Genomic DNA, 26296 nt, shown 5'->3' on the forward strand with positions numbered 1-26296 from the left:
TATGAGTAAGCATCTAAGAGCGTTAATCGATTTCCGTATATTTAGCTATGTTATCTAATTCCTACTCCCTTATCACCATTAACACCTTCACAGCAGGTCTTTACAGACAACTCATTGCTTAAAGCGGACCCAGTTTGCTTAAATATCAAGAGGATGCCCCCTTCGCATCTACGGCCACCGCCTGTGCAACCAAAGTTTCAATACAAAAAATAGTTTCTGACGCTTTGTCGTCTACCACGTTAGCAGTTGTTGCCATGCTCAGTTTCTCATCGAGGGATTTACCCCTCAAATCAACAGCATTTTGCTTACACCACTTACGATATTTTGCCATTAAAGGGGCATGTGCTTTTTCTAGCATAAAGGCATGTTCAACCGTGTCTACCGCTGAATGTTTGACCACTGGACATAAATGTGAGATCCGCTCACGAGTGGTATTGCTCTTTGATACATGTTCGCAAACTTGAATTGCCAATGTATCACTCGGTGCTTTAATCCAATTACCAATGGGAAATGCAATGCGCTTGAATAAGAAGCTCACAGGTGTAATGGTAAAATTGTCACAAAATGCGTAAATCGCATTGCTCGCTTCGTATAGGCAGTGCTCTACTGCAAATTTAGCCAAAGGTAAATCTCCTTGTTGGCGGCCATCATCTTCATACTTTTTCAATACACAAGAAGCCATATACAGATAGCTCAACACATCGCCCAATTTAGCTGAAATCATTTCTCGACGCTTGAGTGTGCCACCCAGCTTTAGCATTGCAATATCACTATATACTGACAGTGCTTGGCTTAGCCACGTCAGACGGCGATAGTAAGGTGCAACATCTCCACTTACAGGTGAACGCTCAAAACTCGCAAACGTAAAACCATTGAAAAACGCTTTTACGCCATTAATCGAGGTATGTTGTAAATGCTTACACAAGATCTCATCAAACTCTTTGAGCGCAATAATTTGATCTTCTTGCTGCACAATTTCCATTTCCTTTAATATGAAAGGATGACACCGCGTTGCCCCTTGACCAAATATCATCAGGCTACGAGTTAAAATATTTGCCCCTTCCACGGTAATAGAGATAGGCATTCCCATGTAATTACGAGCAAGATAGTTCATCTTTCCCATTTGAATAGCTTTACCACCATGAATATCCATCGCATCGTTTAATGCCACTCTTGCATGTTCGGTCAAATGATACTTCGCAATCGCAGTGACCACAGACGGGCTTTGTTTTAAATCAATGGCCAACGCTGTTGTTTGTCTCACCGCCTCGATAAGATATGTATATCCATAAACCCTTGCTAAAACACTCTGAACCCCCTCAAATGCAGCTATTGGCACACCAAATTGACGACGGACATTAGCATAGGCCGAGCTGGTTCGCGTACTTAGGTGCGCGGTGCCTGCACTTAACGCAGGTAATGAGATCCCCCGCCCGGCACTCAAACAAGAAACAAGCATACGCCAACCTTTACCAATTCCGGCCTCTTCGCCTATCACCCATGACAGTGGAATGAATACATCCTCACCACTGGTGGTACCATTCATAAAACCTTGCCCCAGCGGGCTATGTCGATCTCCAATTTTTACTCCCGGATGTACTGTTGGTATAAGCGCGCAGGTTATCCCAAGTTCAACTTGTTCAGACAATCTTTGTTCAGGGTCGTATACTTTAAATGCCAGCCCCAATACATCTGCAACAGGTGCAAGCGTGATGTAGCGCTTTTGCCAGCTTACAGCAAGACCTAGCTGCTTTGCGCCCTCAAACTCTCGCTCACACACCACTGCATAATCTTGAATACTACCAGCATCGGAGCCAGCTTCAGGTGAAGTAAGGGCAAAACAAGGGAGTACCTCTCCCGAAGCGAGTTTCGGCAACCAATAGTCTTGCTGCGAAGTTGTTCCATAGTGAAGTAGCAGCTCAGCCGGTCCCAAACTGTTAGGAACCATAACTGTGACTGCCGTTGATAAGCTACGACTCGCTATCTTCGCAACAATCGTCGAATTAGCTTGGGCGCTAAACTCAAGTCCGCCATACGATTTTGGGATAATAAAAGCGAAGAAACCTTTTTCTTTTAGGTATTGCCAGACTTCGTTCGGCAAGTCATTGGCTTGAGCAATTGCTTCTTCATCTAGCATATTGAGTAGTGTGTTTAATTCATTATCTATAAAAGCTTGCTCATCATCGCTGAGTTTAGGTTTATCATTGCTGAGCCACTTACGCCAATTAGGCTTTCCAGAAAACAGCGCCCCGTCCCACCAAATACTTCCCGCTTCCATTGCTTCTCGTTCTGTCTGAGATAATTCGGGTAACGCTGACTTGAAGTAATCAAATAGTGGCTTGCTTATCAGTTTTACCCGAATATCACGAACGCAAAAAATCACCACAATGGCTAATATAACCAGTAAAATAAACGTCATATACACTCCCTTTGATAGCCTGTAACACGGAACTAATACTGTAGAATATATAAGTATGGTTAATTATTAGCCTAACTCAACTTTTATCCCTATTCGCTGCTCTCGCACACATAAATACGCGCCATTTATTTATCGTAAAATTGTCGTTTTAAAAACGGCCTGCTATTATCCTGCCCACAGTGAAAAATGAATTTTCACCGTTTTACACCAATTGCTTTAACCCTCAGTATAGCGAGCAGGTTAATTCAACTGGTGCAGAACAAAAGACCCCATAGAACGTCACTCAAACAGCGGTCTATGTATTAATCAAAACAACAAGTGAATCACTATGAAACCAAGATTTAAACTCAGTGTTGGCGCGCTTATCGTTGCCAGTACTTTTGCACTCTCTGCTTGTAAATCTACTGATACTACTAATAAAACTTTCACAGAAGCTGATGCGATTGCATTTTTAGATAAAGCGTCAGCGCAACTTGTAGATCTGAATAATCGCTCTAGCCGCGCAGCATGGATCTATGCCAACTTTATCACTCATGATACTGCTTCTCTTTCAGCAGATGTCAATGAAGAATACACCGCAGCGTTGGTGACTCTTGCCAACCAAGCTGCGCAGTTCGACGGTATAAACTTGAGTGAAGATACCCGTCGTAAATTAGATAAATTAAAACTAAACCTAACATTACCTGCTCCTAAAGACGCAGATAAAACAGCGGCCCTTGCCAAGCTAACCGCTGAATTAGACGGCATGTACGGTAAAGGGAAGTACTGTAAAGCTGATGGCACTTGCTTAAGTTTAGGCGACATGACCGCAACCATGGCTAACAGTCGTAATTACGAAGAGCTGCTTGATATATGGCAAGGTTGGCGTGAGGTTTCAAAGCCAATGCGTCCACTCTATGAAAAGCAAGTCGTGCTCACGAATGAGGGCGCAAACGAGCTTGGCTATGCAGACACAGGTGCCATGTGGCGCAGTAAATACGACATGCCAGCGGATGATTTTGCAAAAGAGCTAGACCGCATTTGGGGTCAAGTAAAGCCTCTTTATGACTCACTTCATTGTCACGTTCGTGCCAAACTAGGTGAAAAATATGGCGAAGACAAAGTACCTCAAGATAAACCAATTCCTGCACACCTACTGGGTAATATGTGGGCACAAAGCTGGGGTAATATTTACGATCTAGTGGCACCAGAAAATGCAGATCCGGGTTATGACGTGACAGCCCTTCTTGCTCAGCATAATTATGACGAAATCAAAATGGTAAAAGGTGCGGAGAAGTTTTTCACCTCTATGGGCTTTGCACCGTTACCAGAAACTTTCTACGAACGCTCGTTGTTTACTAAGCCAAAAGATCGTGACGTACAATGTCACGCCTCAGCTTGGAACTTAGATGCTAAAGACGATTTACGTATCAAGATGTGTATTCAGCGTACTGGAGAAGAGTTCTCGGTGATCCACCACGAGCTAGGTCACAACTTCTATCAGCGCGCATATAACCAGCAGCCTGTATATTACCAAGAAAGTGCCAATGATGGTTTCCATGAAGCAATTGGTGACACTATTGCCCTATCGGTAACACCGGGTTACTTAAAACAAATCGGCTTATTAGACAAAGTGCCAGATGAATCAAAAGATATTGGTCTACTGATGAAGATGGCACTGGATAAAGTTGCCTTTATTCCATTTGGCCTACTTGTTGACCAGTGGCGTTGGCAGGTTTTCTCAGGTGAGATTTCACCTGCTGAATATAACCAAGCTTGGTGGGATTTAAGAGAGAAATATCAAGGGGTTGCTGCTCCCGTTTCACGTAGTGAAGCTGACTTTGATCCAGGTGCAAAATATCACGTTCCTGGTAATGTGCCTTACACCCGTTACTTCTTAGCGCATATTCTGCAGTTCCAATTCCACAAATCTCTGTGTGAGATTGCAGGTAGCGAAGAAGCGATCCATCGCTGTTCAGTATACAACTCAAAGGCTGCCGGTGAGCGCTTAAATGCAATGCTCGAAATGGGTAGTAGCAAGCCTTGGCAGCAAGCACTTAAAACGCTAACAGGTAAGGATGAAATGGATGCCACAGCAGTACTAGACTACTTTGCGCCATTACAGAGCTACCTAGATGAGCAAAATAAAGGCCGTAATTGCGGCTGGTAATTGTTAATCATTAAAAGCTAGAAACGGGCACACTCAATCGTGCCCGTTTTTTATTGGTTTAATTTTGTTACAGTTCTATAACTTCCTTTTTTAACTTCAATCATATACGCTCAAGGCAAAGTCAGCCTGCCGCTCGGTAGTGAGGACTTGTGTTGTCACTTGTAAGGATCATTATGAATATAAAAAGAATTGGCCTTATTGCCATCTTTGAGTTGCAGCGCTTGTTTGCAACGAAGCGTGGCTGGATAGCCATCGCCGCCTTTGTGCTGGTGTGGTATGCCATACTGAGGTATGCCATTGCTGAGGCGGTATCCATTGTAAGCGACCCCAACTTCAAAAATATGATCCAGAGCTTTTCAGGTGTCGTCGGCATGCAGAAAATTGCTCTATGGCCTGAAATGGAGCTCGCACTCTACCTAGTTTGGTCCATCTTTTTATTTCCTATGTTTGTTATTTTTGCTAGCGCTGATCAAACCGTAGAAGATAGAACTCGGGGTACGCTTAGATTTTTAACACTGCGTACTACCCGTGCTGAAATTGTTATCGGACGTTTTTTCGGACAATTATTTAATACACTCTTGTTAATCACCATATCTGCCGTCGGTGCATGGCTTCTGATGGTACTTCGAGATCCTACTTTATGGTTAAGTGGTTTACATCGTGCCACACTCATTGTATTGGAGCTCACCCTGATCACTGCGCCATTTATCGCCTTAATGTCCGTATCAAATCATTTTGCAAACTCAAGTAAAATGAGCATGATCTATGCTATTTTGGCCTACATCACACTCGCAACTATTGTGGCTTTTGCCTTAGAGTACAGCGCATACGCAGAATACCTGTTTTACCTTTTCCCGGGATACCAAGGCGCTGAAACAATAGCCCAAAATATTAACCTGACTCGCTTTGCAACCCCCCTTATCCATAGTGTGGTACTCATTGCAATTAGCTGTGAACTATTAAGAAGGCGCGCATTATGACCATGATAATTGAAGTGAAAGATCTCGTTAAAACATACGGCAGAAAACGTGCGCTAGATAATGTCTCGTTTACGCTCAACGCAGGATCACCAATCGCACTAGTAGGCCCCAATGGTGCGGGTAAAACCACGCTATTTAGTACACTTTGCGGGTATCTCAATGCGGATTCTGGGAGTGTTAGTATTTTTGGTCATAAACCAGGTAGTGATGGGTTATTTGGTCGTCTTGCCGCCCTTCCTCAAGATGCTCAACTTGACCCTAGGTTTTCAGTTAGCAATCAATTGTGCCTATACGGACAACTCCAAGGGTTGGACAAAAAAGCGGCTGAAAACGAAACCCACCGAGTGCTTGAGCTGGTCGACCTTAAAGACTGCTTTCATTCAAAACCTCATGAATTATCACACGGCATGCGCAAACGCATTTGCATCGCACAAACGCTACTTTCTCACCCAGAAGTGGTGCTACTAGATGAAGCAACCGCTGGCCTTGATCCGGTAAATGCGCGTGAGATCAGAAATTTAGTTAGAACACTGCAATCTGACACTACCTTTATTTTAAGCTCTCATGACTTAGTCGAGCTAGATGACTTGTGCGATCAGGTACTTCACCTGCAACAAGGGAAGCTAACTGCGGTTGATCGTATTGCTCAAGCTGAACTTGCCACCTTGACCGTCAAGCTAAAAGAAACAGGGACCCATGGCCATGTTGAACAATTAAAGACGTTACAGGGCGTTGAGAATGTATCGCTTAATGCAAGTGGTGCAATACTTATTGAATACCGTAGCGGTCAACAAGTTGATATTGATGTTTTACAGTTATGCAGAGCACAAGGCTGGCATTACAAATCCTTAGTCAATGGTAAAACATTGGAAGACGAACTATTCGGTTAGTTTTCGACGCCGCTTTTAGTCGTGAAAAGCCTGTCTAGTACAGGCTTTTGCCATATGTACGAGGCCGCTTCTAAAAAATACCAATTATCTTAATTAAGTGATCTATTTCGAGGCGAGAAAACCTTGTCGATAATACCGCTACCGCGTCCCGTAAACGCCTAGGTACTTACGTCCTGTATGCAGGCAAAAATGTTGCTATTTAATTGTTCTAAATAAGAAATTTTTAACGCAGTTAGCATCAGACTTACACCTTCAAATTGAACAAGTATTAAGGCTAATTAGTGACATATTCACCCGCGATGACACTCCCTTTATTTGGTTTAGCCGCGCCTCACCACAACCAGCTTTTTACGCTCATTCTATACTTGATACCAATCAACATATCTTCACACCTATCCTGATATACTATTTATAAATAACCATTGTCTGTACAACTATCTCAGTTTCAAGGAAAAGGAATGAAAACGACCTACTCCATTAGTTATTTTTTACAAAAGAAAATGCTATGGCTGCAAATTGTTGTGGCTTTGGTACTGGGTATTACCGTGGGTATTTTACTTTCCCCTAAAGGAGTTGGGCTGGTTAGTGCTGAGCTATCACTACAAATAGCACAATGGGTTGCACTACCTGGCAACCTATTTTTAGCCTTGATCCAGATGGTTGTGATCCCACTGGTACTTTCATCCATCATTCTTGGCATTGCGGGTAACAAGGACACCGCGTTTTTGAAGCAGGTTGGACTTAGGATCTTCCCCTACTTCGTCATGACCACCTTCATTGCTGTTATCATTGGTTTGGTGGTTGCTTCCTACATTGAGCCGGGGAAATATGTGGATAGTCAGCTACTTGATAACCTCAATAGCCAGCATACCACGACCGTTACAGCTACAGTTGAGTTAAAAAGCATTCCTGAGCGCATGGTGGCAATTATTCCATCAAATATTACTCAATCCACTCTCGATAAAGATATGTTTGCTATTGTGATGTATGCCATTTTTATCGGTATTGCTATCACCACACTCACTCAAAAGCAAAAGTCCCTGCTTCTGGAGCTCACCACAACAGCACAAACGCTGTCCCTACAGATTGTTAATTGGGCTATGCTGCTAGCTCCGTTTGCGGTTTTTGGGTTACTTTGTGATATTACTATTCGGATTGGCATCGATGCCCTGTTGGGTGTTTCTGCTTATGTTGCGACTGTGCTGCTGGGTTTGCTATTACTTATGTTTGTCTACCTGTTTTTAGCCAGTAGCGCTGGAAAGATTAGCCCTTGGCGCTTTCTATCAGCAATTAAAGGTGCGCAATTATTAGCCTTTTCAACGTCCAGTTCAGCCGCAGTAATGCCGCTTTCAATGCGTACAGCTGAGCAGTCGTTATCTGTTAAAAAACCGATTGTTCAGTTTATTATCCCTTTAGGCGCGACGATAAACATGGACGGTACTGCGCTCTATCAAGTGATCGCAGCACTATTTTTGACTCAAGTTTTTGGTATAACACTCTCCGACAGTCAAATTTTGTTACTGATACTCACCACTGTAGGTGCATCCATTGGCTCCCCGAGTACCCCTGGGGTCGGTATTGTAATTTTGGCTTCAGTATTAACCAGCTTTGGGATCCCTGCAGCTGGTATTGCCCTTATCTTGGGAGTAGATAGGATCTTAGATATGTGTAGAACCGTGCTCAATGTCACAGGAGATCTGACGGCCTGCGTAGTTATGGAGCACCTGATAAAGCTCGATACAACACCTAAAAATGCTATTGATGACGGCGAAAAGTCTACAGCGTAACGATACACCGCAGACTAATCTTGTCAACACCCGGAGCTGTTCTAGTTATTGTTCTGATTGTTAAGATAAAGTGCCTGTAAGGGACCTGTTTTCAGCCATGTTTGCATCACTTTATACTGGCTGATGGAAAACATTTTTTGATCTTTATCATCTGACTCAGCATTCATAAAATTCATTACCAAGTCGCTATTTTTACATTGTGTTGTCGGTTGACCGTCACAAGTCAAATGACGGTGGGTATTTTCATCGGTAGGTACGCCATGTGTGTGACCGATCAAACCAAATAGATGACCTAGTTCATGGGTGAACGTTTTTCCCTCATCAAATCTGGGCTCTCGTGGAGGTATTACACCAAACACAGAGTCCGCTACAACAACTCCTACCAACCTATCTTCAACAAGCCCTGGAATATTCGCTCTTCCGAGTAATCCCAGCTTTCCTTGTAAATCTCGTGCATACCCGACCCATACATTAATGTATTGATCGTTTGGCCAAGCATCGATGCCGCCTTTTTCAGCTTTTGCATAAGCATTATCGAGCGTAATGATACTCAACGCCGCTGTTTTTCTGTTTATACCTGAATGAGGGTTACCGTCAGGATCGTGAGTGGCCAAATAAAGCTGTATACCAGTATCCGCAATATACGGCACAAGTGTATCCTCAATTGTTTCAAGGTCATCTCTATTTAGAGCTCTGAAATGTCGATTTGTCGCTTCGATTTGAGAATATATTTGTTCATCGCTTATCTGCACATATTCATTTTCTATCACATGAACGACAACAGGTAGACGTATGCGTTCAATACCTTCAGCAGGGATCGGGAAATGGCTATTGAAATTGACATCTACAGTACAATCAGCATTGATAGCACCTGTTGTGTACTGTTGTTCATTTAACCTACCACCACAGCCTGTTACCGAATTTATAAAATGGTCACTATTGGGATTAATATTAACCTTCGCAGTTTCACCATAAGGCAATTGGTAATTGGGCTTGTCTACCCAGCCTCCAACTGAGGTCGCAACATTAACTGAATATTGATAGGCTTTGAACCTGACTTTGATCGTGCAATTTGCTGCAGGATTACTGACTGTAAAATTATCTTCATCTAGCGTCCCGTTGCAGCCAGAAACACTCTCTAGTTCATGGCCTTGATCGACACTGATCACAAACGTTTTGTCTGAGTTTTCGGCTAGTTCGAATGATTCAGGTGTAATAAATCCCCCCTCATTAAAAGAAGTCGAAATTATATAGCTTTTTATTTCTGGTGGTGTTGTAGCTGGGGTTTCGGAGGGTTGTGAGTCACTAGACCCGCCACATCCCCACAAAAATAGGGACAATATTCCTATTAGATAAGTTCTTATGTAAAGCATCAAAATTTTCCTTAAATTAAAAATGCCAACAGCTACACTAACCAAAGTTAGTAGTATAATCTAGCGCAAATTTGTTATTTGTCACTACGTGTTAATGCCCAAAACAATAGATGTCGCTATTCCATAGCCCATTTCTTACGCGTCCCCACTTTTTATACTGGCTTATTCAATCACAACTCAAAGCATTAAGTTATTTAATTGCAGAGCGTGATATTCAAATGTCGTTTGATTTATCCCGCTATCAGGTTTGGCTTCCCAGTGCCACCGCTAAAATCGTGATTGGTAACCTCATTAGAAATGCGATGCAGCATACATTTTGTGGCACTATCGAAATACACCAACACCAGGATCTAATCACGATAAAAAAAACCGAATCCATAGACAATCTAGCACCGCAGATTGACACTCTAGGATATGGTCTTGGCTTGAAGTTAGTGGAACAACTATGCCAGCAGCTTAATTGGCAGTGCCACATTGAGTTTGTTAAAGGAGGCTGCTGTGCCAGTGTCTATCTTTGCAAGCATTGATAGGTGATAATAAGTTATCGCCTATCAATTATTAATGAGTACTATGCAGAATACTTAGAGAGGTTTAGTTTAGACAGTGTTTTGATGGCTACACGCTCCAAAGCATTGCCCAGTTGCAGGCCAAACTTCTCCACAACGCCCCTTTTCACTCTATACCTCACTTTATAAAGCTGATGATTTTCGTTTAATGACATAAGTAAATCATCACTGGTAGAGATTTCATCAACGAGTTTAAGTGCGAGCGCCTGTGTACCAAACCAATGTTCACCCGTTGCTACTTTCTCGATCTCGAGAGCAGCGCGATGTTCAGCGACAAAGTGTTTAAATAAACCATGCGTCTGCTCGATTTCTTCTTTAAACTTTTCGCGTCCCTTATCGGTGTTCTCACCAAACAAGGTTAATGTGCGCTTATATTCACCGGCAGTGACCATCTCAAAATCTACGTTATTCTTTTTCAACAAACGATTGAAGTTGGGGATCTGTGCTATTACGCCAATAGAGCCAATAATCGCGAACGGGGCTGCGATAATCTTATCTGCAACACAAGCCATCATATATCCGCCGCTAGCGGCCACTTTATCAACACATACCGTCAGTGGGATCCCTGCTTGTTTAATACGAGTTAGCTGCGATGCACCTAAACCATAACCATGAACCACACCACCGCCACTTTCAACAGAGACAATAACTTGATCTGTGGCTTTATCAGCGATTGTGAGAATAGCATTTATCTCCTCCCGTAAGCCTGATACCTCATGTGCGTCCATACTGCCGTTGAATTCGATATAAAATACATTTTTGACTGTTTCTTTAATCTTATCTTGGTTTTTTTGTTCTCTCGACTGCGCTTTATTGCGTGCCTTGAGTGCTTTTTTGTCTAAGGTTTGTTCTAAAAACTGTTCTTTAGATTTTGCCAAGCTCTCACTCAAATCAGTGACTTCAATTTCACCTTTCTTTGTTTTCGGTCTATGGCTGGCACCTACAACCAACATAATAACCACTGCGATAGCAAATATAATAGTCACTGCTTTGGCCAAAAATAACCCATATTCAAACAAAAATGCCAAATTACTCTCCTCGTTTAGCTGAAAAAGTTATCCATTGCGTTCGCGGTCAAATGGACACAAAAAAGGCCGCTATCTGCGGCCTGTTATAGTCTCGAAAAACGCTTTAGTTTGCAACAACGTCTGGGTTAGATATCTGAAGTACTGCGCCTTTAGACTTCAAGAAGCTGGCAACTTGAGTTTGCATTTCAACCGATGCGGCAGCATGGCCAGCCGCAGTTCCACCTGCTTTTTCAGCAAAACCAGTGGTCAAAATCGAGCTATGGTGCCCTTGAGAAAACTTAACCACGTAACTACCCGGAGTGACTTGCGTTTCATTAACTGAGCTTAACCCCATGAAGCTTGCAAGTGGTAAACTACCAGATAAGAAGCTACGTTCTGTTGTCGGAGGGATAACCAAGTCCGCAGCATTACCATTCACACCACCTGTTACGACACTCATATAAACTGGAGTCTGTAACGCCTTAACTGATGACGCGTAGTTTAGTGGATCTGCACTATCTAGCACAGTCTGCGCGGCAAAACCAAATTGCGTTACGGTTGCGTCAATCAATGCAAGCGTTGCCGTATCCTCTGCAGCTTCTAGGCCACCTCTAAAGGTCGCGTACGCACATGACATAAACTCACTTGGTACCGCAGCAAATGCGCCGCAATCAGCAGCAGCCCCTTCCTGTAAATAGCCATTGAATGCTTGTGACGCCAAATTACCAGCAGAGCTCAATACCGAACCTTGCACAAATGGGCCAAATGATTTTGATTCAATCAAGAAGTTTGCAATACCTGAACCACCACTAGCAAGTACTGCCGTATCCACTTTAAATAGGTGATCAACATTTACATCAAGTGGTGCGTTAGTTTGTGTAAGGAAACTTGGGCCTACAATAGAACCAAGAGAGTGACCTAAATAACTGACTTGCTGAGTATTGAAGTTAACTTGACCGCCCGATGCTGCGTTAATAAAGTTAAGACCAACACGTAAGCCCATCAAATCGGCAGCCGATTGCTTCAAGTTATCTCTTGCTACCAATAACGATGTCAGATTCATGTAAGAAAGTACGCTACCGGTCGAGGCATTGAATTCATCGTTACCATCACCGTCAATATCAATACCACGTTCGCCATGCATTGGGTGGTCGATTGCGACCGTCGCAAAGCCAGCTTGCGTTAGTGATAGCGTCAAGCCAAGCATATCTTCTTTTTTACTGGTTATACCGTGCTGCAAAATAACAACAGGCCATCCACCATTAGGGGCCTCGCCAGAAGGTGATGTAATTTGAACCGGCACATTCGCCAGCCATTGCTGCTTTGGTATTGGGTTGTATTTAGTGATAAATCGTTGTTTATCTACACCGATACTTCTAAACTGAGGAACCCCTTCAGGTACTGGGAAACTTGCACAAATTTGGTCGTCCCCCTGCGCTTCAGGTGGTAACTGACCACCTTGTGCAACATATCCACCTAAAGTAACGGGGCTGTCACACAACGCCTGCCAGTAGGTATCTGCTAATGCTTCTATATCGCCTGTCTGAGGTTTCGCTAAGTATTGTGGTAATTGAATAACACCACGCATTAATTTGATTTGTTCAAAAGCCGGTAATACTGCTGCTGGCACTTTACCTTCTAGTGCATCAGCGACCGTCATGGGTGCCTGAGCCGAAACCGCAACAACCGGTGGCGCATTCTTCGCGAGCGATTGTGCAAGTAAAGCTTTGGTTGCAGCTAAACCAGCACCAACAGATTGTGTGGTCATCGCTGCGGTGTAAATAATTTCTGTACTAGTCACACCCGCATCAGTTACCGCTTTTTCATAACTCTGGATCACCGCTTGTAGTGACTTCTGAGTGTCGGTGACTAAAGGTGAGCCTTGGCGTAGCAACGAGTATGTTGAAGAGGCATCAACGCTCCGACCTGATGAATCTTTTAATCCCGTCGTCAAAACTGTGATGTACGTAGTTTGCGGCTTGAATGGTTTGACAGGAACGATAACAACACCGTTACCAGCACTATTTGCCATCGTTACAAAATCACCCTGTGGACCAAACTCAAGCTCAGCCACCACTTCGCATGCAATTCCTGAAGGTAGTGCCGAGCACTTTGGATCTTGGGCTAATGGGCCACCCATTTTCACTTCAAAAATACGGATTGAACCTGGGGTCTGCACGCTTTGTGCATCAACTTTAAGGCCATTTGGCGTTGTCATGTCAATGGCAAACGGCATTTGCGTTGACCAGCCGTCTTGCGCTCCAAGTACAATACCAGGATCTGCATAGTGCGCACGAGTCACCACAGGGTTGCCGTCACCATCAACTTTTCCAAGCATTTCACCTGGTAAGTTTAATGTGCCATCTTGGGTACCTGACAACAATATATCGTTAGGGACTGAGATAACACCACCAGACGGGTCAAATTTTACTGAGATGGTTGGAGAAACGGGCGCGGTATCATTTTTAACATCTTCTAACGTTTCACCGCCTCCACAGCCAGCAAGTGCTGCTGATACTGCGAGTGAGAGTAGCATTTTTTTCATTTTATAGGCTCCGACATAATCTTATTATTATTGTGATAATTCTCGTTAATTCTATGTAATTGCATTTTTAATAAGACATTAGACCAGTTAAACTTAACTCAAACTTTGTTATTTCGCCAGCCATATTTACAATAAATTCGCTTACTTGCTAGCGCATTATGATAAAATGACATAAACATCTTATTTGGGGTCCAGAATGCAGACTTATCAAGCTCCTGAAAACGCACTTGCAAACAAAACGATATTAGTAACTGGTGCTGGCGATGGCATCGGCCGAGTTGCAGCGATTAACTATGCAAAATATGGTGCAACCGTCATATTATTAGGCAAAACCACCAGTAAGCTAGAAGCTGTCTATGATGAAATTGTTAACGCAGGTTATCCACAGCCTGCTATTGTACCTATGGATTTGCGCGGTGCAACCAAGCAGCATTTTCGCGACTTAGCAGCGACCATTGAGCAGCAGTTTGGTAAATTGGATGGATTGCTCAATAACGCGTCAATTCTTGGGTCTTTAGGACCGATGGAGCATTTTTGCGTTTCAACTTTCGAAAACATTATGAAAGTAAACGTAACAGCTCAAGCGGTTATCACCAAATCTTTGTTCCCTGTCATGCGTAAAGCGCCACATGCCTCTATTGTATTCACCTCTTCTGGTGTAGGGCGCAAAGGTCGTGAGTTTTGGGGAGCCTATGCCATCTCTAAATTTGCAACAGAAGGTATGATGCAAACTTGGGCTGAAGAAGTTGGCAAAACCAATATACGTATTAATTGTATTAATCCTGGTGCGACGAATACCAGCATGCGTGCATCAGCATTCCCAGGTGAAGATAAAGATAAACTAAAGACACCTGAAGACTTGATGCCTACTTATTTATATTTAATGTCTGATGATTCTATAGATGTCAATGGGCAATCACTAGACGCACAAACATATTAAACTTATACCAATTTTCTTAATTAAGTGGTCTATTTGAGGTGAGAAAATCTTGCCGATAACAAGGCTAAAATTTTGCTATTTAGTTGTTCTAAATAAGAAATTTTTAACGCTGTTAGCGTCAGATTTACTCCTTCAAATTGGTATTAAATAAAGGTTAACGACTACAAGGCTGCTACTCCCAATCGCAGCCTTTTTATTGCGTGCACAGACAACTGCCTTTGAGTTCTCCTTCCATTGCTTTACCCTCAAAAAGCGTAAATAAAAACGCCAGCAATTTGTGCTGGCGTCGTATCAGTATAAAGCTATTTTCTTCTGGGAGTTTTTACCCGTTGATTATGCTTTTTCACTGCTTTTCTGATTTTATTAATTTTTGCCCGCTTATCTTTGCGCTTTTCAGGCATTACCGACAATTTTGTTTGGGTCTCAGGGCGTAGGCTTACTGACTTGCGAAGATAATTTACATCTTCTAATTTCAGCTCCTCCCAGCCCCCCTGCGGTAGACGTTTGTTTAACTCAAGCTTTCCGTAACGAATACGGATCAGTCGAGAGACTTCAACCTCTTGAGATTGCCATAATCGTCTCACTTCACGGTTACGACCTTCAGTAAGGGTAACGTTAAACCACTTGTTCAGTCCTTCACCACCAAGCGGTTTAATCTTCAAAAACTTAGCAGGTCCATCATCCAGCTCAACGCCAGTGGTCAGTGTTCGCAGCGTTTGATTGGTTACTTCACCAAAAACACGAGCAGAATATTCACGCTCCACTTCATATTTGGGATGCATTAAGCGGTTAGCCAATTCACCGTCGTTGGTAAATAGCAAAAGGCCTGAAGTATTTATATCTAATCGACCGATAGCAATCCAACGGTCGCCATCTAATTTTGGCAATCTATCAAATACTGTACGACGCCCCTGCGGATCGCGCCGAGTACACAGCTCTCCTTCAGGTTTATGGTACATAAGTACGCGACAGATGCGCTCTTCTTGTTGTTCAATTTTTACAACATGTCCATCTACACGGATCACCGATGTTTCTTCTACTCGGTCTCCTAGCTTGGCAACTTTTCCATCTACACTTACGCGGTTAGACTCAATATACTTTTCCATTTCGCGTCTTGAGCCAACGCCAGCTCTTGCCAATACTTTTTGTAGTTTTTCACTCATTCAGATGGTTCTCTCACAGAAGGATCGTTTAATAACTGTTCTATTTTTTCATTATGTTGTTCAGGCAATCGAGGTAATTCTCCTAAAGCTGACAATGAAAAATAATTTAAAAATTGTTTCGTCGTCGCATACAGCGCGGGCTTACCGGGCACTTCTTTATGGCCAACTATTTTTATCCACTCGCGATCAATCAAGCTTTTGATAATAGTAGAGCTCACAGTTACACCGCGAACTTGCTCTATCTCTCCGCGAGTGATCGGTTGTCGGTAAGCAATCAAGGCTAAGGTTTCAAGTGTAGCACGTGAGTATTTTGGTGCTTTTTCCTGCCAAAGTTTACTTAACCAAGGACTCAAGCTCGGACAAGCCTGAAAGCGATAACCAGTACCGACTTCAACCAGCCGGACACCACGAGTTTGATAATGACTTATCAATGTTTCTAGTGCTTTATCAATACGCAGTGATGATACGCCGATATCTTCCAGCACAGTTTCTTTTAGCCGCTTTTTAGACAATGGCTTGTCTGAAACAAAAATGGCAGCTTCAACCAATTCAACCAATTGTTCATCGCTAACGCGTCTTTTCATACTCTATGCTTGAAGACAAAAAGCTTATTATAACAGAGGTAGAGGGCATCCCCTAGCCTTTTAGATGCAGGTAAATTGAAGTCGTACTGTGTGCCTGAATATAGTCAACCAGCTGCTCTTTAATGAGCTCCAACATTGCAATAAAAGTCACAACTACGCCGCTGCGTCCCTCGTCCAAGGTAAAAAATCGCACAAACTCAACAGGTTTATTTTGCTCTCGTAGTAGCTGTAAAATAAAACTCATACGTTCTCGAGTTGATAGTGCTTCAGCTTGTACCTGGTGATGCTCAAAGGTCTTCGCTCTGGCCATTACTTCACTGAGTGCTAAAAGTAATTCTCTAAGCTCGATATCAGGAAACTCAGATTCAGTCTCAGCACTGTTATCTATCAACGCATGAGCGACAAAAATGTCACGTTCAACACGGGGAATTTCATCCAAGTTTTCAGCAGCTTGTTTAAATTGTTCGTATTCTTGTAAGCGCCTAACTAGCTCAGCTCTGGGATCTTCTTCCTCCTCTAACTCTTCATGTTTTGGCAATAGCATTCTTGATTTTATTTGCGCGAGTAACGCTGCCATCACTAAGTACTCACCGGCAAGTTCAAGCTGCATGTCTTTCATCATCTCAACATACTGGACATACTGTTGGGTAATACTAAAAATAGGTAACTCTAAAATATCAAGCTTATGTCTTTTGATGAGGTAGAGGAGCAGATCTAGCGGCCCTTCAAAGGTTTCTAAGATAACCTCCAAAGCTTCAGGTGGAATATATAAATCTTCTGGTTTTTCAATTACCGCTTCACCATGTAAAAAGGCCAGCGGTAATTTCTGTTGTGATAGCTGCACCATCTCAGCTTACGTTATTCAAATGGCGATGTATCGCCGCAGCCACGGCGCAGGATTTCTATTGTGTCTTCAGACATGTCAATAACCGTGGTTGCTTGCTCAATTAAATAGCCACCATGAATAATCAAGTCTACCTGCTTTTCGATACGCATGCGGATATCATCAGGATCCGACTCTGTGAACTGCTCACCTGGCAAAATCAAGGAACATGACATCAAAGGTTCGCCTAGCTCAGCCAGCAACGCACAGGTGATCGGATTGTCCGTAACACGGATCCCTATGGTCTTCTTTTTTTCATTAAGTAAACGACGCGGCACCTCTTTAGTACCTTTAAAAATAAAGGTGTATGGTCCTGGTGTATTGTTTTTAATCATTCTAAACATTTGGTTGTCTACTCGAGCGTAGGTCGAAAGCTCAGATAGATCGCGACATAACAGAGTAAAGTTATGATGCTTTTCAATACCACGGATCCGCTCAATGCGTTCTTTGGCCTGTTTATTGCCAAGGCTACAGCCGATGGCATATCCAGAGTCAGTCGGGAACACCACAACGCCGCCTTGCTCAATAATATCAACCGCTTGACGGATCAAACGAGTTTGTGGGTTATCTGGATGAATATGAAAAAATTGGCTCATACTATTATTCCTCTTTGCCTCCCCAATGGCGCCAAACTCCTTGACAGTCCTTTGGAAGATATAGGTTACGACCAAGATCAACCCAAGGCATCGGGAAATGAAAGTCAGACCCTTGGCTTGCCAATAAGCCGAACTCTTGGCTTAACCGCCCTAAAAATTGACGTTCGGTTGGTGCTTGTTGTGGCTGTGCAACCTCCATTGCGGCTCCACCAGCCTGTTTAAATTCTGCAATTAACTTTCTTAACCACTTATTTGACATTTTATAACGAGCAGGATGTGCCAACACGCTAACCCCACCGGCTTCATGAATAGCCTCAATTGCCGTCTTCATATCACACCATTGGCTTGGTACATAACCAGTTTTGCCACGCGCCAAGAACTTATTAAAAACCCCTTGGATGTTTTTAGCAACGCCCCTTTGTACCAACACTTGAGCAAAGTGCGCTCTTGTGATCTGAGCAGTTTGGGCAAGTGATTGCGCATCTTCATACACATTTTCATAGCCTTTTTTGGCTAACCGCGCGCCAATCTCAATCGCTCTGGCCTCACGCTTTTTTTGTTGCTCACTCAATAGTGTCGTCAATGCTAAGTGTTCAGGAGTGAAACCTAACCCAACAATATGGATCTCAAAGCTTTCCCACTTAGTGGAAATTTCCACCCCGTTGATTAGTTCAAGTGCCAGATTGTGTTCACGAATATATTCCTGCGCAGGCTGGATGGCATCTATGGTGTCATGGTCAGTAATGGCCAAAATATCAACGCCCTTTTCCGTCGCTCGCTCCAACAGCTCATTAACCGCTAAGCGACCATCGGAAAAAGTAGTATGGCTGTGTAAGTCATATTTAATCAAAATGTACTAACTATCTCTCTGAATTATCAACGTTTTGATTATACCACATCTGAACTGATACGACCTTAGGTTATTTTTTGATATTTGCCCTTGACACTTGTATCAAGAATGGGGTTTACTGTAGCTAATTTAGATTAAACAACGAAATATTCACAAATGAACAAACAATTTCAAAAAAACATTTGGTGGTGGCACTCGAACTAAGCGGGTGTGTTTCGTTATATCTACGATTTATTAACCCGCGCAATGTCGCGGGTTTTTTTATATTTTTTTAAGGCTTTTTAATGAACAGCAATATCACAGTAAACACAATTTGGTGGTGGTGGATGCCCTAGCGGGACGGTATTGTTGTGTCTGAACAATAACCCCCGCAGAGCTCAGCTTTCGGGGGTTTTTTATTTTCTAAACAGAATATCTAGAAATTAAGAGGAATGAGGTTTGATTTTTAGTCACATAACGACCACACCAGGTGAGGTCACCAGCATAAGACAAAGGCGCGACTATACCGCTAGCCCTTTGTCACTATACGCTGGTTTAAACAAAGAAAACTCACTACTACTTGAATCCGCAGAGATTGAGTCGAAAGATAATGTGAAAAGCATTGTACTTGTAGATAGCGCTATCCGATTTGAATGTAACGGTGCTCAGGTCATCGCCAAAGCATTATCCAATAATGGGGCTCAGCTACTGCCGTACCTTGCACAAAAGGTAAAAAATTGTGATGTTCATCTCAGCGAAGATACATTAACTCTTTCATACAATGGACTTGAAAGTGATATTGATGAGCACACTAAACTCAAGGCTGATAATGCCTTTAGTGCACTTAGAACCTGTATCAATGAAATAAAGCAGAATTCAGACACGCCTTTCTCTGTCTTTTTAGGTGGAGTATTTGCCTATGATATGGTCGCTAACTTCGAACAACTCCCAGATGTGCCAAATGGTGATAATGACTGTCCTGATTACGTGTTTTATTTAGCTGAAACCCTAGTGGTTATTGACCATCAAACGCAAACCACTGAGCTGATCGGCAATGTGTTCAATGGCCCTGACGTACATGCCAACTGTTTTGAGGTCGGCAAACAACTAGAAACACTCAATAGCCAGTGTGACCAAATTACCGAGTTTCAATTTAGCCCTATTGCTGGCTGCCCCGAAGTTCAAGTAAATATTAGTGATGACGACTACTGCAACCACGTTGAAAAATTGAAAACCAATATTATCAACGGTGATATATTTCAAGTCGTTCCCTCTCGCTCTTTTTCACTTCCTTGCCATAACTCACTCGCCGCCTATAAACAGCTCAAATTACAAAACCCCAGTCCGTACATGTTCTATATGAAGGACGAGCGCTTTGTTTTGTTTGGCGCATCTCCTGAATCAGCGCTCAAATATTGTGAGCAGAGTAATCAAGTTGAAGTCTATCCTATTGCAGGCACAAGACCCCGTGGTAAGTTTGCTGATGGTAACATCAACCCAGACTTGGATAGCCGCATCGAGCTTGAACTACGAAACGATCAAAAAGAACGTGCAGAGCATTTAATGTTAGTCGACCTTGCGCGAAATGATGTAGCTAGGATCAGTGTGCCAGGTACGCGGCACGCCAAAGAATTATTAAAGGTCGATCGCTATTCCCAAGTGATGCACCTAGTATCCAGAGTCGTTGGCCAATTAAAACCTGATTTAGATGCACTTCACGCCTATCAAGCATGTATGAACATGGGTACTTTAGTCGGTGCACCAAAAGTGAAAGCCGCAGAGCTCGTTCGCCATACCGAACAACAGCGCCGTGGCAGCTATGGTGGCGCAGTAGGTTACTTGATGGGGAACGGTGCTATGGACAGCTGTATCGTCATTCGCTCTGCATTTGTAAAAAATGATATCGCCTACGTGCAAGCAGGTGCAGGAGTTGTATTTGACTCAGATCCACAAAGTGAAGCAAATGAAACCAAGGCAAAAGCGATGGCCGTGATAAAAGCTGTACAGTCTACGTATGAGGATACAAACAATGACTAAAGTATACTTCTTAGACAATTTTGATTCATTTAGCTATAACTTGGTTGATGAACTTAGCCTCCTTGGGCTTGACTTAGTCGTCTATCGTAACAACATCCCAGCTGAAACAATTTACAATAAAATGTGCGCTGAAGTAGAGCCGGTGATTTTAGTCTTGTCTCCGGGACCTGGCTCCCCTTCAGAAGCGGGCTGTTTACTGGCTTTAATTGCTCTTTGCAAAGGTAGATTTCCGATGCTTGGGATCTGTTTAGGTCAGCAGGCGCTCACACAAAGCTATGGTGGTGAGATAGGCCGTGCAGGCGAAACAGTACACGGTAAGTCTTCTATAATAGAAGCTGATGAGCACCCAGTATTTGCAGGGTTGGGCTCACAGTTTCCTGTTGCTCGCTACCACTCTTTAATGGCAACTAAAGTGCCGCAGGAACTCAACGTCATTGCAAGATATAAATCTATTCCCATGGCTATCTACCATAGTGAAGATCGAGTGATAGGTTTTCAGTTCCACCCAGAATCAATACTCACGCCTAATGGCGCTCAACTATTACAGCAAAGCATTGCATACCTCAGCGCTTAGGAGAATACTATGGAAAAGTTACAACCGCTTTTACAGCAACAAGATTTGTCTTTTGATGACGCCAAATCCTTATTTGACGATATTATGACGGGGCAGCTTAGTGACATCGAGCTTACCGCTGCCTTGGTTGCCCTAAAACTCAAAACCGAAACTGCATCAGAAATTGCAGGTGCTGCTCAAGCAATGCGCGATCATGCTACGCCTTTTGATAAGCGGGGCTTACTCGCCGCAGATAGCTGTGGTACTGGCGGGGATGGCACAAACACCATCAATGTGAGTACCACAGCTGCGATTGTTGCTGCAGCGTGTGGTATCAATATGGTCAAACATGGTAATCGCAGTGTGAGTAGTAAATCTGGCTCCGCTGATTTACTCAAAGCTCTTGGGATTAACATTGATATGACTCCCGCTCTTGCAGAAAAGTGCTTAGCAGAGACTGGCTTTACCTTTTTGTTTGCACCGCATTATCACGCTGGTGTAAAACACGCGATGCCGGTTCGCACCCAGCTAAAAACCCGCACCATATTTAATATCCTTGGGCCATTAGCAAACCCAGCAAAGCCTGAAGTGCAATTGCTGGGCGTGTATGACCCCGCTCTAGTGTTGCCAATGGCCGAAACACTCAACCGTTTAGGCACAAAGCGCGCGATGGTCGTTCATGGCAGCGGCACCGATGAAATTGCGTTACACGGTGAGACATTAGTCGCTGAAGTGAAACTGGGTGAAGTGACACAATACACCATAACCCCAAGTGATGTTGGACTAGAAAACTATTCACTTGAATCCATCGCAGGAGATACGCCAGAATATAACGCGAAAGCGAGCCTTGCGATTTTAAATGGTGAAGGCGAAGCCGCGCACAATGCTGCAATTATCGCCAACGTAGCTGCTCTATTGGTTTTAACTGACAAGGCAGCAGATTTTAAAACCGCAAGCCAGCTAGTCCGCGAAGTATTAGCAAGCAAAAAAGCCATGACAACTCTGGCTAACATAGTAGAGGTGAGTAATGGCTAATGTATTAGAAAAAATTGTTGCTGATAAAGTCGAAGAACTAAAAGCGCGTAAGATACAGCAGCCCCTAAGCGACTTTATTGATAACGTCACCCCGACCACACGTGACTTTATGGCAGCACTGGTACAGACCGGCACACAATTTATTTTGGAGTGTAAAAAGGCATCGCCTTCAAAAGGGCTTATTCGAACCCATTTTGATTTAGATGAAATCGCCGGCATTTATGGTAAGTACGCAACATGTATTAGTGTGCTAACCGATGAAAAATATTTTCAGGGCAGCTATGAATACTTGGCGAAAGTACGAAAGCTAGTCGACCAGCCATTGATCTGTAAGGATTTCTTTATAGATGAATATCAAGTTTATTTAGCCCGTTTGCATGGTGGCGACGCTATTTTACTGATGCTATCGGTATTAAATGACGAAGAATATATGGCGCTAGCCAAAGTGGCAAAGTCACTAAACATGTCGATTTTAACAGAAGTAAGCAACGAAGAAGAAGTAACACGGGCTCTGACACTAAACGCTGAACTTATCGGTATTAACAACCGAAACCTACGAGACCTATCAACGGATTTAGCAACAACAGAAAAGCTACGAGCGCTTATTCCAGAAGACAAAGTTGTGATTTCAGAGTCTGGTATCTACACACACCGAGATGTCAAACGCTTATCGCCAATTTGTGATGGCTTTTTGGTTGGTAGCTCTTTGATGGCAGAGCAAGATTTAGAACTTGCCTGCAGACGTTTAATTTTAGGTGAAAACAAAGTCTGTGGTCTTACTCGAAGCCAAGATGCAAAGACCGCTTATGAAGCTGGCGCGGTGTACGGTGGCCTTATCTTTTATCCAAAGTCTCCTCGTTATGTCGATATAGACTGCGCGAAGGCTGTCGCTGATAGTGCACCACTCATGTATGTGGGTGTGTTCGTTAACGCACCGCTTGAGCAAGTGGCTGAGTATGCGCAAATTTTAAAGCTCAGTGCAGTACAATTACACGGGAATGAAGATGAGCGATATATCGACATGTTACGTAAACAACTACCATTAACGTGCCAAATTTGGAAAGCACAAGGAGTGGAAACAACACTGCCCCCCCCCTTTTCTGGTGTAGATAAACACTTGTACGACACCAAAACAGCGACGGCATTTGGTGGTACCGGGCAAGTTTTCGATTGGCAGCTATTAAGGAACAGCACAAACAATTACATGTTGGCAGGAGGCTTAAGCCCAGACAATATTCTTAGTGCCGTGTCGATTGGCGCTGACGGCCTTGACCTAAATTCAGGTGTTGAGCAATCGCCTGGTAAAAAATGCGCTCAAAAAATCGCAAATGCGTTTTCACAAATTCGAAAATATTGAGGTGGACATGAGTAATTCAGCTTATTTTGGTGACTTCGGAGGCATGTTTGTGCCCGAGTTACTCGTACCTGCTCTAAAACAATTAGAACAGGAATTTTATAAATCACAAAAAGACCCAGCATTTCAGACAGAATTTTATCAACTGTTGAATGAGTTTGCTGGTCGTCCAACGCCGCTAACTAAAACTCGTAACTTAGTTACAAACCCTAACGTAAAACTTTATTTGAAACGTGAAGATCTACTCCATGGTGGTGCACACAAAACCAACCAAGTTTTAGGTCAGGCACTGCTGACCAAACGTATGGGTAAAAAAGAAGTCATCGCAGAAACCGGCGCTGGGCAACATGGTGTAGCAACCGCACTAGCCTGCTCCTTGCTTGGTCTAAAGTGTAGAGTGTATATGGGTGCCAAAGACGTAGAGCGCCAACAACCAAATGTATTTAGAATGCGTTTGATGGGAGCTGAAGTTATCCCGGTAACCGCTGGCTCTGGCACACTAAAAGATGCTGTGAATGAAGCAATGCGCGACTGGTCTGCAAACTATCAAACAGCACACTATTTGCTTGGTACAGCGGCAGGCCCACACCCATTCCCAACTATTGTGCGCGAGTTTCAAAAAATGATTGGCGAAGAAGCCAAGCAGCAAATACTCAAAGCCGAGGGGCGTTTACCAGATGCTGTTATTGCCTGTGTAGGTGGTGGCTCTAATGCTATCGGTATGTTCACAGACTTTATTGAGGAAAAAGACGTTAAATTAATTGGTGTTGAACCGGCTGGAAAAGGACTTGATACTGACGAGCACGGCGCAGCATTATGCAAAGGCACCAAGGGCATTTTGCATGGTGCTTACACCTATATTATGCAGAATCAAGATGGTCAAATTGAAGAGTCTTATTCTGTTTCTGCCGGTTTAGATTATCCAGCGGTCGGTCCTCAACACGCATTTTTACATGAAACAGGCAGAGCACAATACGTCGGTATTAGTGATACAGAAGCCTTAGACGCTTTTCAAGCGTTAGCAAAACATGAAGGGATAATTCCTGCACTAGAATCGAGCCATGCACTGGCATACGCATTAAAGTATGCCGAGGCGCAAACTGAAGAAACTATCATTGTTGTCAATTTAAGTGGCCGAGGAGACAAAGACTTAGCTCACGTCCACCAAGTACTTTCTGAGCGAGGTGAACTATGAGACGTTATGACGCGATGTTCGCGCACTTAAGCGAAAAAAACCAAGGAGCATTCGTCCCTTTTGTAACGATTGGCGATCCAAACAAAGCGCTCAGTATCGATATTATTAAGAGCTTGATTGACGGGGGTGCTGACGCATTAGAGCTCGGTATTCCCTTCTCAGATCCCATTGCTGATGGCCCAGTTATCCAAGCTGCCAACATCCGAGCACTAGAGCAAAATGTGAATACGCAAGATTGCCTTGAGATCATCGCTGAGATCCGCCGATATAACAGTGATATTCCTATTGGCCTGTTACTGTACTCAAACTTGATTTTTGCTCGAGGTATTGCGCAGTTTTATCAGGATGCAAAAGCGGCTGGCGTTGACTCTATTTTGGTTGCAGACGTGCCACTGCACGAGGCTAAACCATTCAGACTCAATGCCATGGAGAATGACATCGCGCCAATTTTTATCGCCACACCCAATGCCTGTGATGATACCCTACGAGAATGTGCTACCCGAGGGCGTGGTTATACCTATTTACTCTCACGTGCAGGTGTAACTGGCACAGAAACGACGGCGCAAATGCCAGCGACAGATATGATCACCAAATTGATTGAATATCATGCTGCACCGCCGCTGTTAGGGTTTGGCATTTCTGAGCCTGAGCATGTTAAGCATGCCATTAGTTCTGGTGCTGCGGGCGCTATCAGTGGCTCTGCAGTAGTTAAAATCATCGAAAAACATTTAGATGATCACAAAACAATGTGTTTTGAGTTGAAAACCTTTGTTGAACGAATGAAGGCTGCAACCCAGAAGTAATACCAATTTTCTTAATTAAGTGGTCTATTTTGAGGCGAGAATACCTTGTCGATAACCAGGCAAAAATTTTGCTATTTAGTTGTTCTAAATAAGAAATTTTTAACGCTGTTAGCGTCAGATTTACTCCTTCAAATTGCGCAAGTATTAAGTCAAATTGGTATAAACGCTCAGTTGAGGCTAATTGCATCAAAATAAAAAAGGGAGCCTGCTATTTGCATCACTCCCTTTACTTACATGAGATCCGTTAACACTCTATCGACACGCTCACAGTCCTCTGATCCTCTTTGCTTGAGCGGCTTTTGAATGCTTCATCAACACATTCATCAAATCTCGCGTTAAAAACTCAGACAAACCGTTTTTCTTGGCATGTGCTAAAGCCCGCTCCAGAACCAAATGTTCGCGTTGAAGATCCTCTACGGGCAGGTGAAAAATGGCCTTCAAATCACCGACCTCAGAAATCTTTATAAACCTATCAGCAATCAAATTAATTAATTGCTCATCTATTTGATTAATACCACTGCGAAGCTCTGCAAGCGCATTGGAATAATCACCGTCGTAGCTGTGCTTAATTGGAAGTTTAGTATCACTTTCGTAAGATAAAGCCATGT

The 26296-nt window shown here is 43.3% G+C and carries 22 protein-coding genes; 12 read left to right on the forward strand and 10 right to left on the reverse strand.

Features of this window, described 5'->3' with window-relative positions:
* Window positions 1-145: 145 nt before the first annotated feature.
* Entirely contained in the window at window positions 146-2419 is a 2274-nt protein-coding gene (locus tag F9Y84_RS02745; protein ID WP_147390460.1) for an acyl-CoA dehydrogenase, read from the reverse strand.
* 328 nt (window positions 2420-2747) lie between these two features.
* On the opposite strand from F9Y84_RS02745, the gene F9Y84_RS02750 reads away from it, so the two are divergent.
* From F9Y84_RS02750 to F9Y84_RS02765, 4 genes are all read left to right on the forward strand, one after another.
* On the forward strand, window positions 2748-4568 hold the full coding sequence (locus tag F9Y84_RS02750; protein ID WP_147390459.1) for a M2 family metallopeptidase: 1821 nt from the start codon (window positions 2748-2750) through the stop codon (window positions 4566-4568).
* Window positions 4569-4741: 173 nt separating this feature from the next.
* Entirely contained in the window at window positions 4742-5548 is an 807-nt protein-coding gene (locus tag F9Y84_RS02755) for an ABC transporter permease subunit (protein ID WP_125253002.1), read from the forward strand.
* The gene (locus tag F9Y84_RS02760; protein ID WP_147390458.1) at window positions 5545-6438 is read left to right on the forward strand and encodes an ABC transporter ATP-binding protein; all 894 of its coding nucleotides are present in this window, start codon (window positions 5545-5547) and stop codon (window positions 6436-6438) included. Before F9Y84_RS02755 ends, F9Y84_RS02760 begins: the two co-directional genes overlap by 4 nt.
* A gap of 458 nt (window positions 6439-6896) precedes the next feature.
* Window positions 6897-8225 carry a dicarboxylate/amino acid:cation symporter gene (locus F9Y84_RS02765; protein WP_147390457.1) on the forward strand — a complete coding sequence of 443 codons (1329 nt, stop codon included), beginning with the start codon at window positions 6897-6899 and terminating at the stop codon, window positions 8223-8225.
* Between the two features lie 41 nt (window positions 8226-8266).
* Here the strand turns inward: F9Y84_RS02765 and F9Y84_RS02770 are convergent, their stop codons facing one another.
* Window positions 8267-9598 (reverse strand): zinc metalloprotease, encoded by a 1332-nt coding sequence (locus F9Y84_RS02770; protein ID WP_147390456.1) that lies wholly within the window; start codon window positions 9596-9598, stop codon window positions 8267-8269.
* Between the two features lie 110 nt (window positions 9599-9708).
* On the opposite strand from F9Y84_RS02770, the gene F9Y84_RS02775 reads away from it, so the two are divergent.
* The gene (locus F9Y84_RS02775) at window positions 9709-10125 is read left to right on the forward strand and encodes an ATP-binding protein (RefSeq protein ID WP_147390455.1); all 417 of its coding nucleotides are present in this window, start codon (window positions 9709-9711) and stop codon (window positions 10123-10125) included.
* Window positions 10126-10166: 41 nt separating this feature from the next.
* On the opposite strand, the gene sohB is transcribed toward F9Y84_RS02775, so the two are convergent.
* Window positions 10167-11192 carry a protease SohB gene (gene sohB / locus F9Y84_RS02780; protein ID WP_147390454.1) on the reverse strand — a complete coding sequence of 342 codons (1026 nt, stop codon included), beginning with the start codon at window positions 11190-11192 and terminating at the stop codon, window positions 10167-10169.
* Window positions 11193-11295: 103 nt separating this feature from the next.
* Window positions 11296-13716 (reverse strand): VolA/Pla-1 family phospholipase, encoded by a 2421-nt coding sequence (locus F9Y84_RS02785; protein WP_147390453.1) that lies wholly within the window; start codon window positions 13714-13716, stop codon window positions 11296-11298.
* Window positions 13717-13912: 196 nt separating this feature from the next.
* Here F9Y84_RS02785 and F9Y84_RS02790 point away from each other — a divergent pair, with 196 nt between their 5' ends.
* A complete protein-coding gene (locus F9Y84_RS02790; protein ID WP_125252992.1) occupies window positions 13913-14656 on the forward strand; it encodes a YciK family oxidoreductase in 744 nt (247 codons plus the stop codon).
* 302 nt (window positions 14657-14958) lie between these two features.
* On the opposite strand, the gene rluB is transcribed toward F9Y84_RS02790, so the two are convergent.
* The 5 genes from rluB to rnm are packed head-to-tail and all read right to left on the reverse strand — an operon-like array spanning window position 14959 to window position 18732.
* Window positions 14959-15819 (reverse strand): 23S rRNA pseudouridine(2605) synthase RluB, encoded by an 861-nt coding sequence (rluB, locus tag F9Y84_RS02795; protein ID WP_125252991.1) that lies wholly within the window; start codon window positions 15817-15819, stop codon window positions 14959-14961.
* A complete protein-coding gene (gene scpB, locus F9Y84_RS02800) occupies window positions 15816-16403 on the reverse strand; it encodes an SMC-Scp complex subunit ScpB (protein WP_147391114.1) in 588 nt (195 codons plus the stop codon). The genes rluB and scpB overlap by 4 nt, the downstream gene beginning before the upstream one ends.
* A 52-nt stretch (window positions 16404-16455) precedes the next feature.
* Window positions 16456-17250, reverse strand: coding sequence for a segregation and condensation protein A (locus F9Y84_RS02805; protein ID WP_147391113.1), 795 nt, complete (start codon window positions 17248-17250; stop codon window positions 16456-16458).
* Window positions 17251-17261: 11 nt separating this feature from the next.
* Window positions 17262-17882 (reverse strand): L-threonylcarbamoyladenylate synthase, encoded by a 621-nt coding sequence (locus tag F9Y84_RS02810; protein ID WP_128732796.1) that lies wholly within the window; start codon window positions 17880-17882, stop codon window positions 17262-17264.
* A 4-nt stretch (window positions 17883-17886) separates the two neighbouring features.
* Entirely contained in the window at window positions 17887-18732 is an 846-nt protein-coding gene (gene rnm, locus F9Y84_RS02815; protein ID WP_147391112.1) for an RNase RNM, read from the reverse strand.
* A gap of 438 nt (window positions 18733-19170) precedes the next feature.
* On the opposite strand from rnm, the gene F9Y84_RS02820 reads away from it, so the two are divergent.
* Genes F9Y84_RS02820 through trpA form a run of 6 tightly spaced genes read left to right on the forward strand, consistent with a single transcriptional unit; the run spans window position 19171 to window position 25688 of the window.
* Complete coding sequence (locus F9Y84_RS02820; protein ID WP_147391111.1) at window positions 19171-20748, forward strand: anthranilate synthase component 1; 1578 nt, start codon at window positions 19171-19173, stop codon at window positions 20746-20748.
* Window positions 20741-21322, forward strand: a complete 582-nt coding sequence (locus tag F9Y84_RS02825) for an aminodeoxychorismate/anthranilate synthase component II (protein WP_147391110.1) — start codon at window positions 20741-20743, stop codon at window positions 21320-21322. The genes F9Y84_RS02820 and F9Y84_RS02825 overlap by 8 nt, the downstream gene beginning before the upstream one ends.
* 9 nt (window positions 21323-21331) lie before the next feature.
* Entirely contained in the window at window positions 21332-22336 is a 1005-nt protein-coding gene (gene trpD, locus F9Y84_RS02830) for an anthranilate phosphoribosyltransferase (RefSeq protein ID WP_147391109.1), read from the forward strand.
* On the forward strand, window positions 22329-23693 hold the full coding sequence (gene trpCF / locus F9Y84_RS02835; protein ID WP_147391108.1) for a bifunctional indole-3-glycerol-phosphate synthase TrpC/phosphoribosylanthranilate isomerase TrpF: 1365 nt from the start codon (window positions 22329-22331) through the stop codon (window positions 23691-23693). Before trpD ends, trpCF begins: the two co-directional genes overlap by 8 nt.
* A gap of 7 nt (window positions 23694-23700) precedes the next feature.
* The gene (trpB, locus tag F9Y84_RS02840; RefSeq protein ID WP_128732802.1) at window positions 23701-24885 is read left to right on the forward strand and encodes a tryptophan synthase subunit beta; all 1185 of its coding nucleotides are present in this window, start codon (window positions 23701-23703) and stop codon (window positions 24883-24885) included.
* Window positions 24882-25688, forward strand: a complete 807-nt coding sequence (gene trpA, locus F9Y84_RS02845) for a tryptophan synthase subunit alpha (RefSeq protein ID WP_147391107.1) — start codon at window positions 24882-24884, stop codon at window positions 25686-25688. Before trpB ends, trpA begins: the two co-directional genes overlap by 4 nt.
* A 264-nt stretch (window positions 25689-25952) precedes the next feature.
* On the opposite strand, the gene F9Y84_RS02850 is transcribed toward trpA, so the two are convergent.
* Window positions 25953-26294 (reverse strand): chorismate mutase, encoded by a 342-nt coding sequence (locus tag F9Y84_RS02850; protein WP_125252980.1) that lies wholly within the window; start codon window positions 26292-26294, stop codon window positions 25953-25955.
* Between the last annotated feature and the right edge of the window lie 2 nt (window positions 26295-26296).

This window comes from Pseudoalteromonas peptidolytica (assembly GCF_012641745.1).
GTDB classification, from domain to species: Bacteria; Pseudomonadota; Gammaproteobacteria; order Enterobacterales; family Alteromonadaceae; genus Pseudoalteromonas; species Pseudoalteromonas peptidolytica.

Coding starts and splice junctions, on each gene's coding strand:
- F9Y84_RS02805 (WP_147391113.1), bottom strand. CDS start 17,250: ATGGTGCAGCTATCACAACAGAAATTACCGCTGGCCTTTTTACATGGT.
- F9Y84_RS02775 (WP_147390455.1), top strand. CDS start 9,709: ATGTCGCTATTCCATAGCCCATTTCTTACGCGTCCCCACTTTTTATAC.
- trpA (WP_147391107.1), top strand. CDS start 24,882: ATGAGACGTTATGACGCGATGTTCGCGCACTTAAGCGAAAAAAACCAA.
- scpB (WP_147391114.1), bottom strand. CDS start 16,403: ATGAAAAGACGCGTTAGCGATGAACAATTGGTTGAATTGGTTGAAGCT.
- F9Y84_RS02765 (WP_147390457.1), top strand. CDS start 6,897: ATGAAAACGACCTACTCCATTAGTTATTTTTTACAAAAGAAAATGCTA.
- F9Y84_RS02810 (WP_128732796.1), bottom strand. CDS start 17,882: ATGAGCCAATTTTTTCATATTCATCCAGATAACCCACAAACTCGTTTG.
- trpB (WP_128732802.1), top strand. CDS start 23,701: ATGAGTAATTCAGCTTATTTTGGTGACTTCGGAGGCATGTTTGTGCCC.
- F9Y84_RS02770 (WP_147390456.1), bottom strand. CDS start 9,598: ATGCTTTACATAAGAACTTATCTAATAGGAATATTGTCCCTATTTTTG.
- F9Y84_RS02755 (WP_125253002.1), top strand. CDS start 4,742: ATGAATATAAAAAGAATTGGCCTTATTGCCATCTTTGAGTTGCAGCGC.
- F9Y84_RS02745 (WP_147390460.1), bottom strand. CDS start 2,419: ATGACGTTTATTTTACTGGTTATATTAGCCATTGTGGTGATTTTTTGC.
- trpCF (WP_147391108.1), top strand. CDS start 22,329: ATGGCTAATGTATTAGAAAAAATTGTTGCTGATAAAGTCGAAGAACTA.
- F9Y84_RS02785 (WP_147390453.1), bottom strand. CDS start 13,716: ATGAAAAAAATGCTACTCTCACTCGCAGTATCAGCAGCACTTGCTGGC.
- F9Y84_RS02825 (WP_147391110.1), top strand. CDS start 20,741: ATGACTAAAGTATACTTCTTAGACAATTTTGATTCATTTAGCTATAAC.
- trpD (WP_147391109.1), top strand. CDS start 21,332: ATGGAAAAGTTACAACCGCTTTTACAGCAACAAGATTTGTCTTTTGAT.
- F9Y84_RS02760 (WP_147390458.1), top strand. CDS start 5,545: ATGACCATGATAATTGAAGTGAAAGATCTCGTTAAAACATACGGCAGA.
- F9Y84_RS02850 (WP_125252980.1), bottom strand. CDS start 26,294: ATGGCTTTATCTTACGAAAGTGATACTAAACTTCCAATTAAGCACAGC.
- rluB (WP_125252991.1), bottom strand. CDS start 15,819: ATGAGTGAAAAACTACAAAAAGTATTGGCAAGAGCTGGCGTTGGCTCA.
- F9Y84_RS02790 (WP_125252992.1), top strand. CDS start 13,913: ATGCAGACTTATCAAGCTCCTGAAAACGCACTTGCAAACAAAACGATA.
- F9Y84_RS02750 (WP_147390459.1), top strand. CDS start 2,748: ATGAAACCAAGATTTAAACTCAGTGTTGGCGCGCTTATCGTTGCCAGT.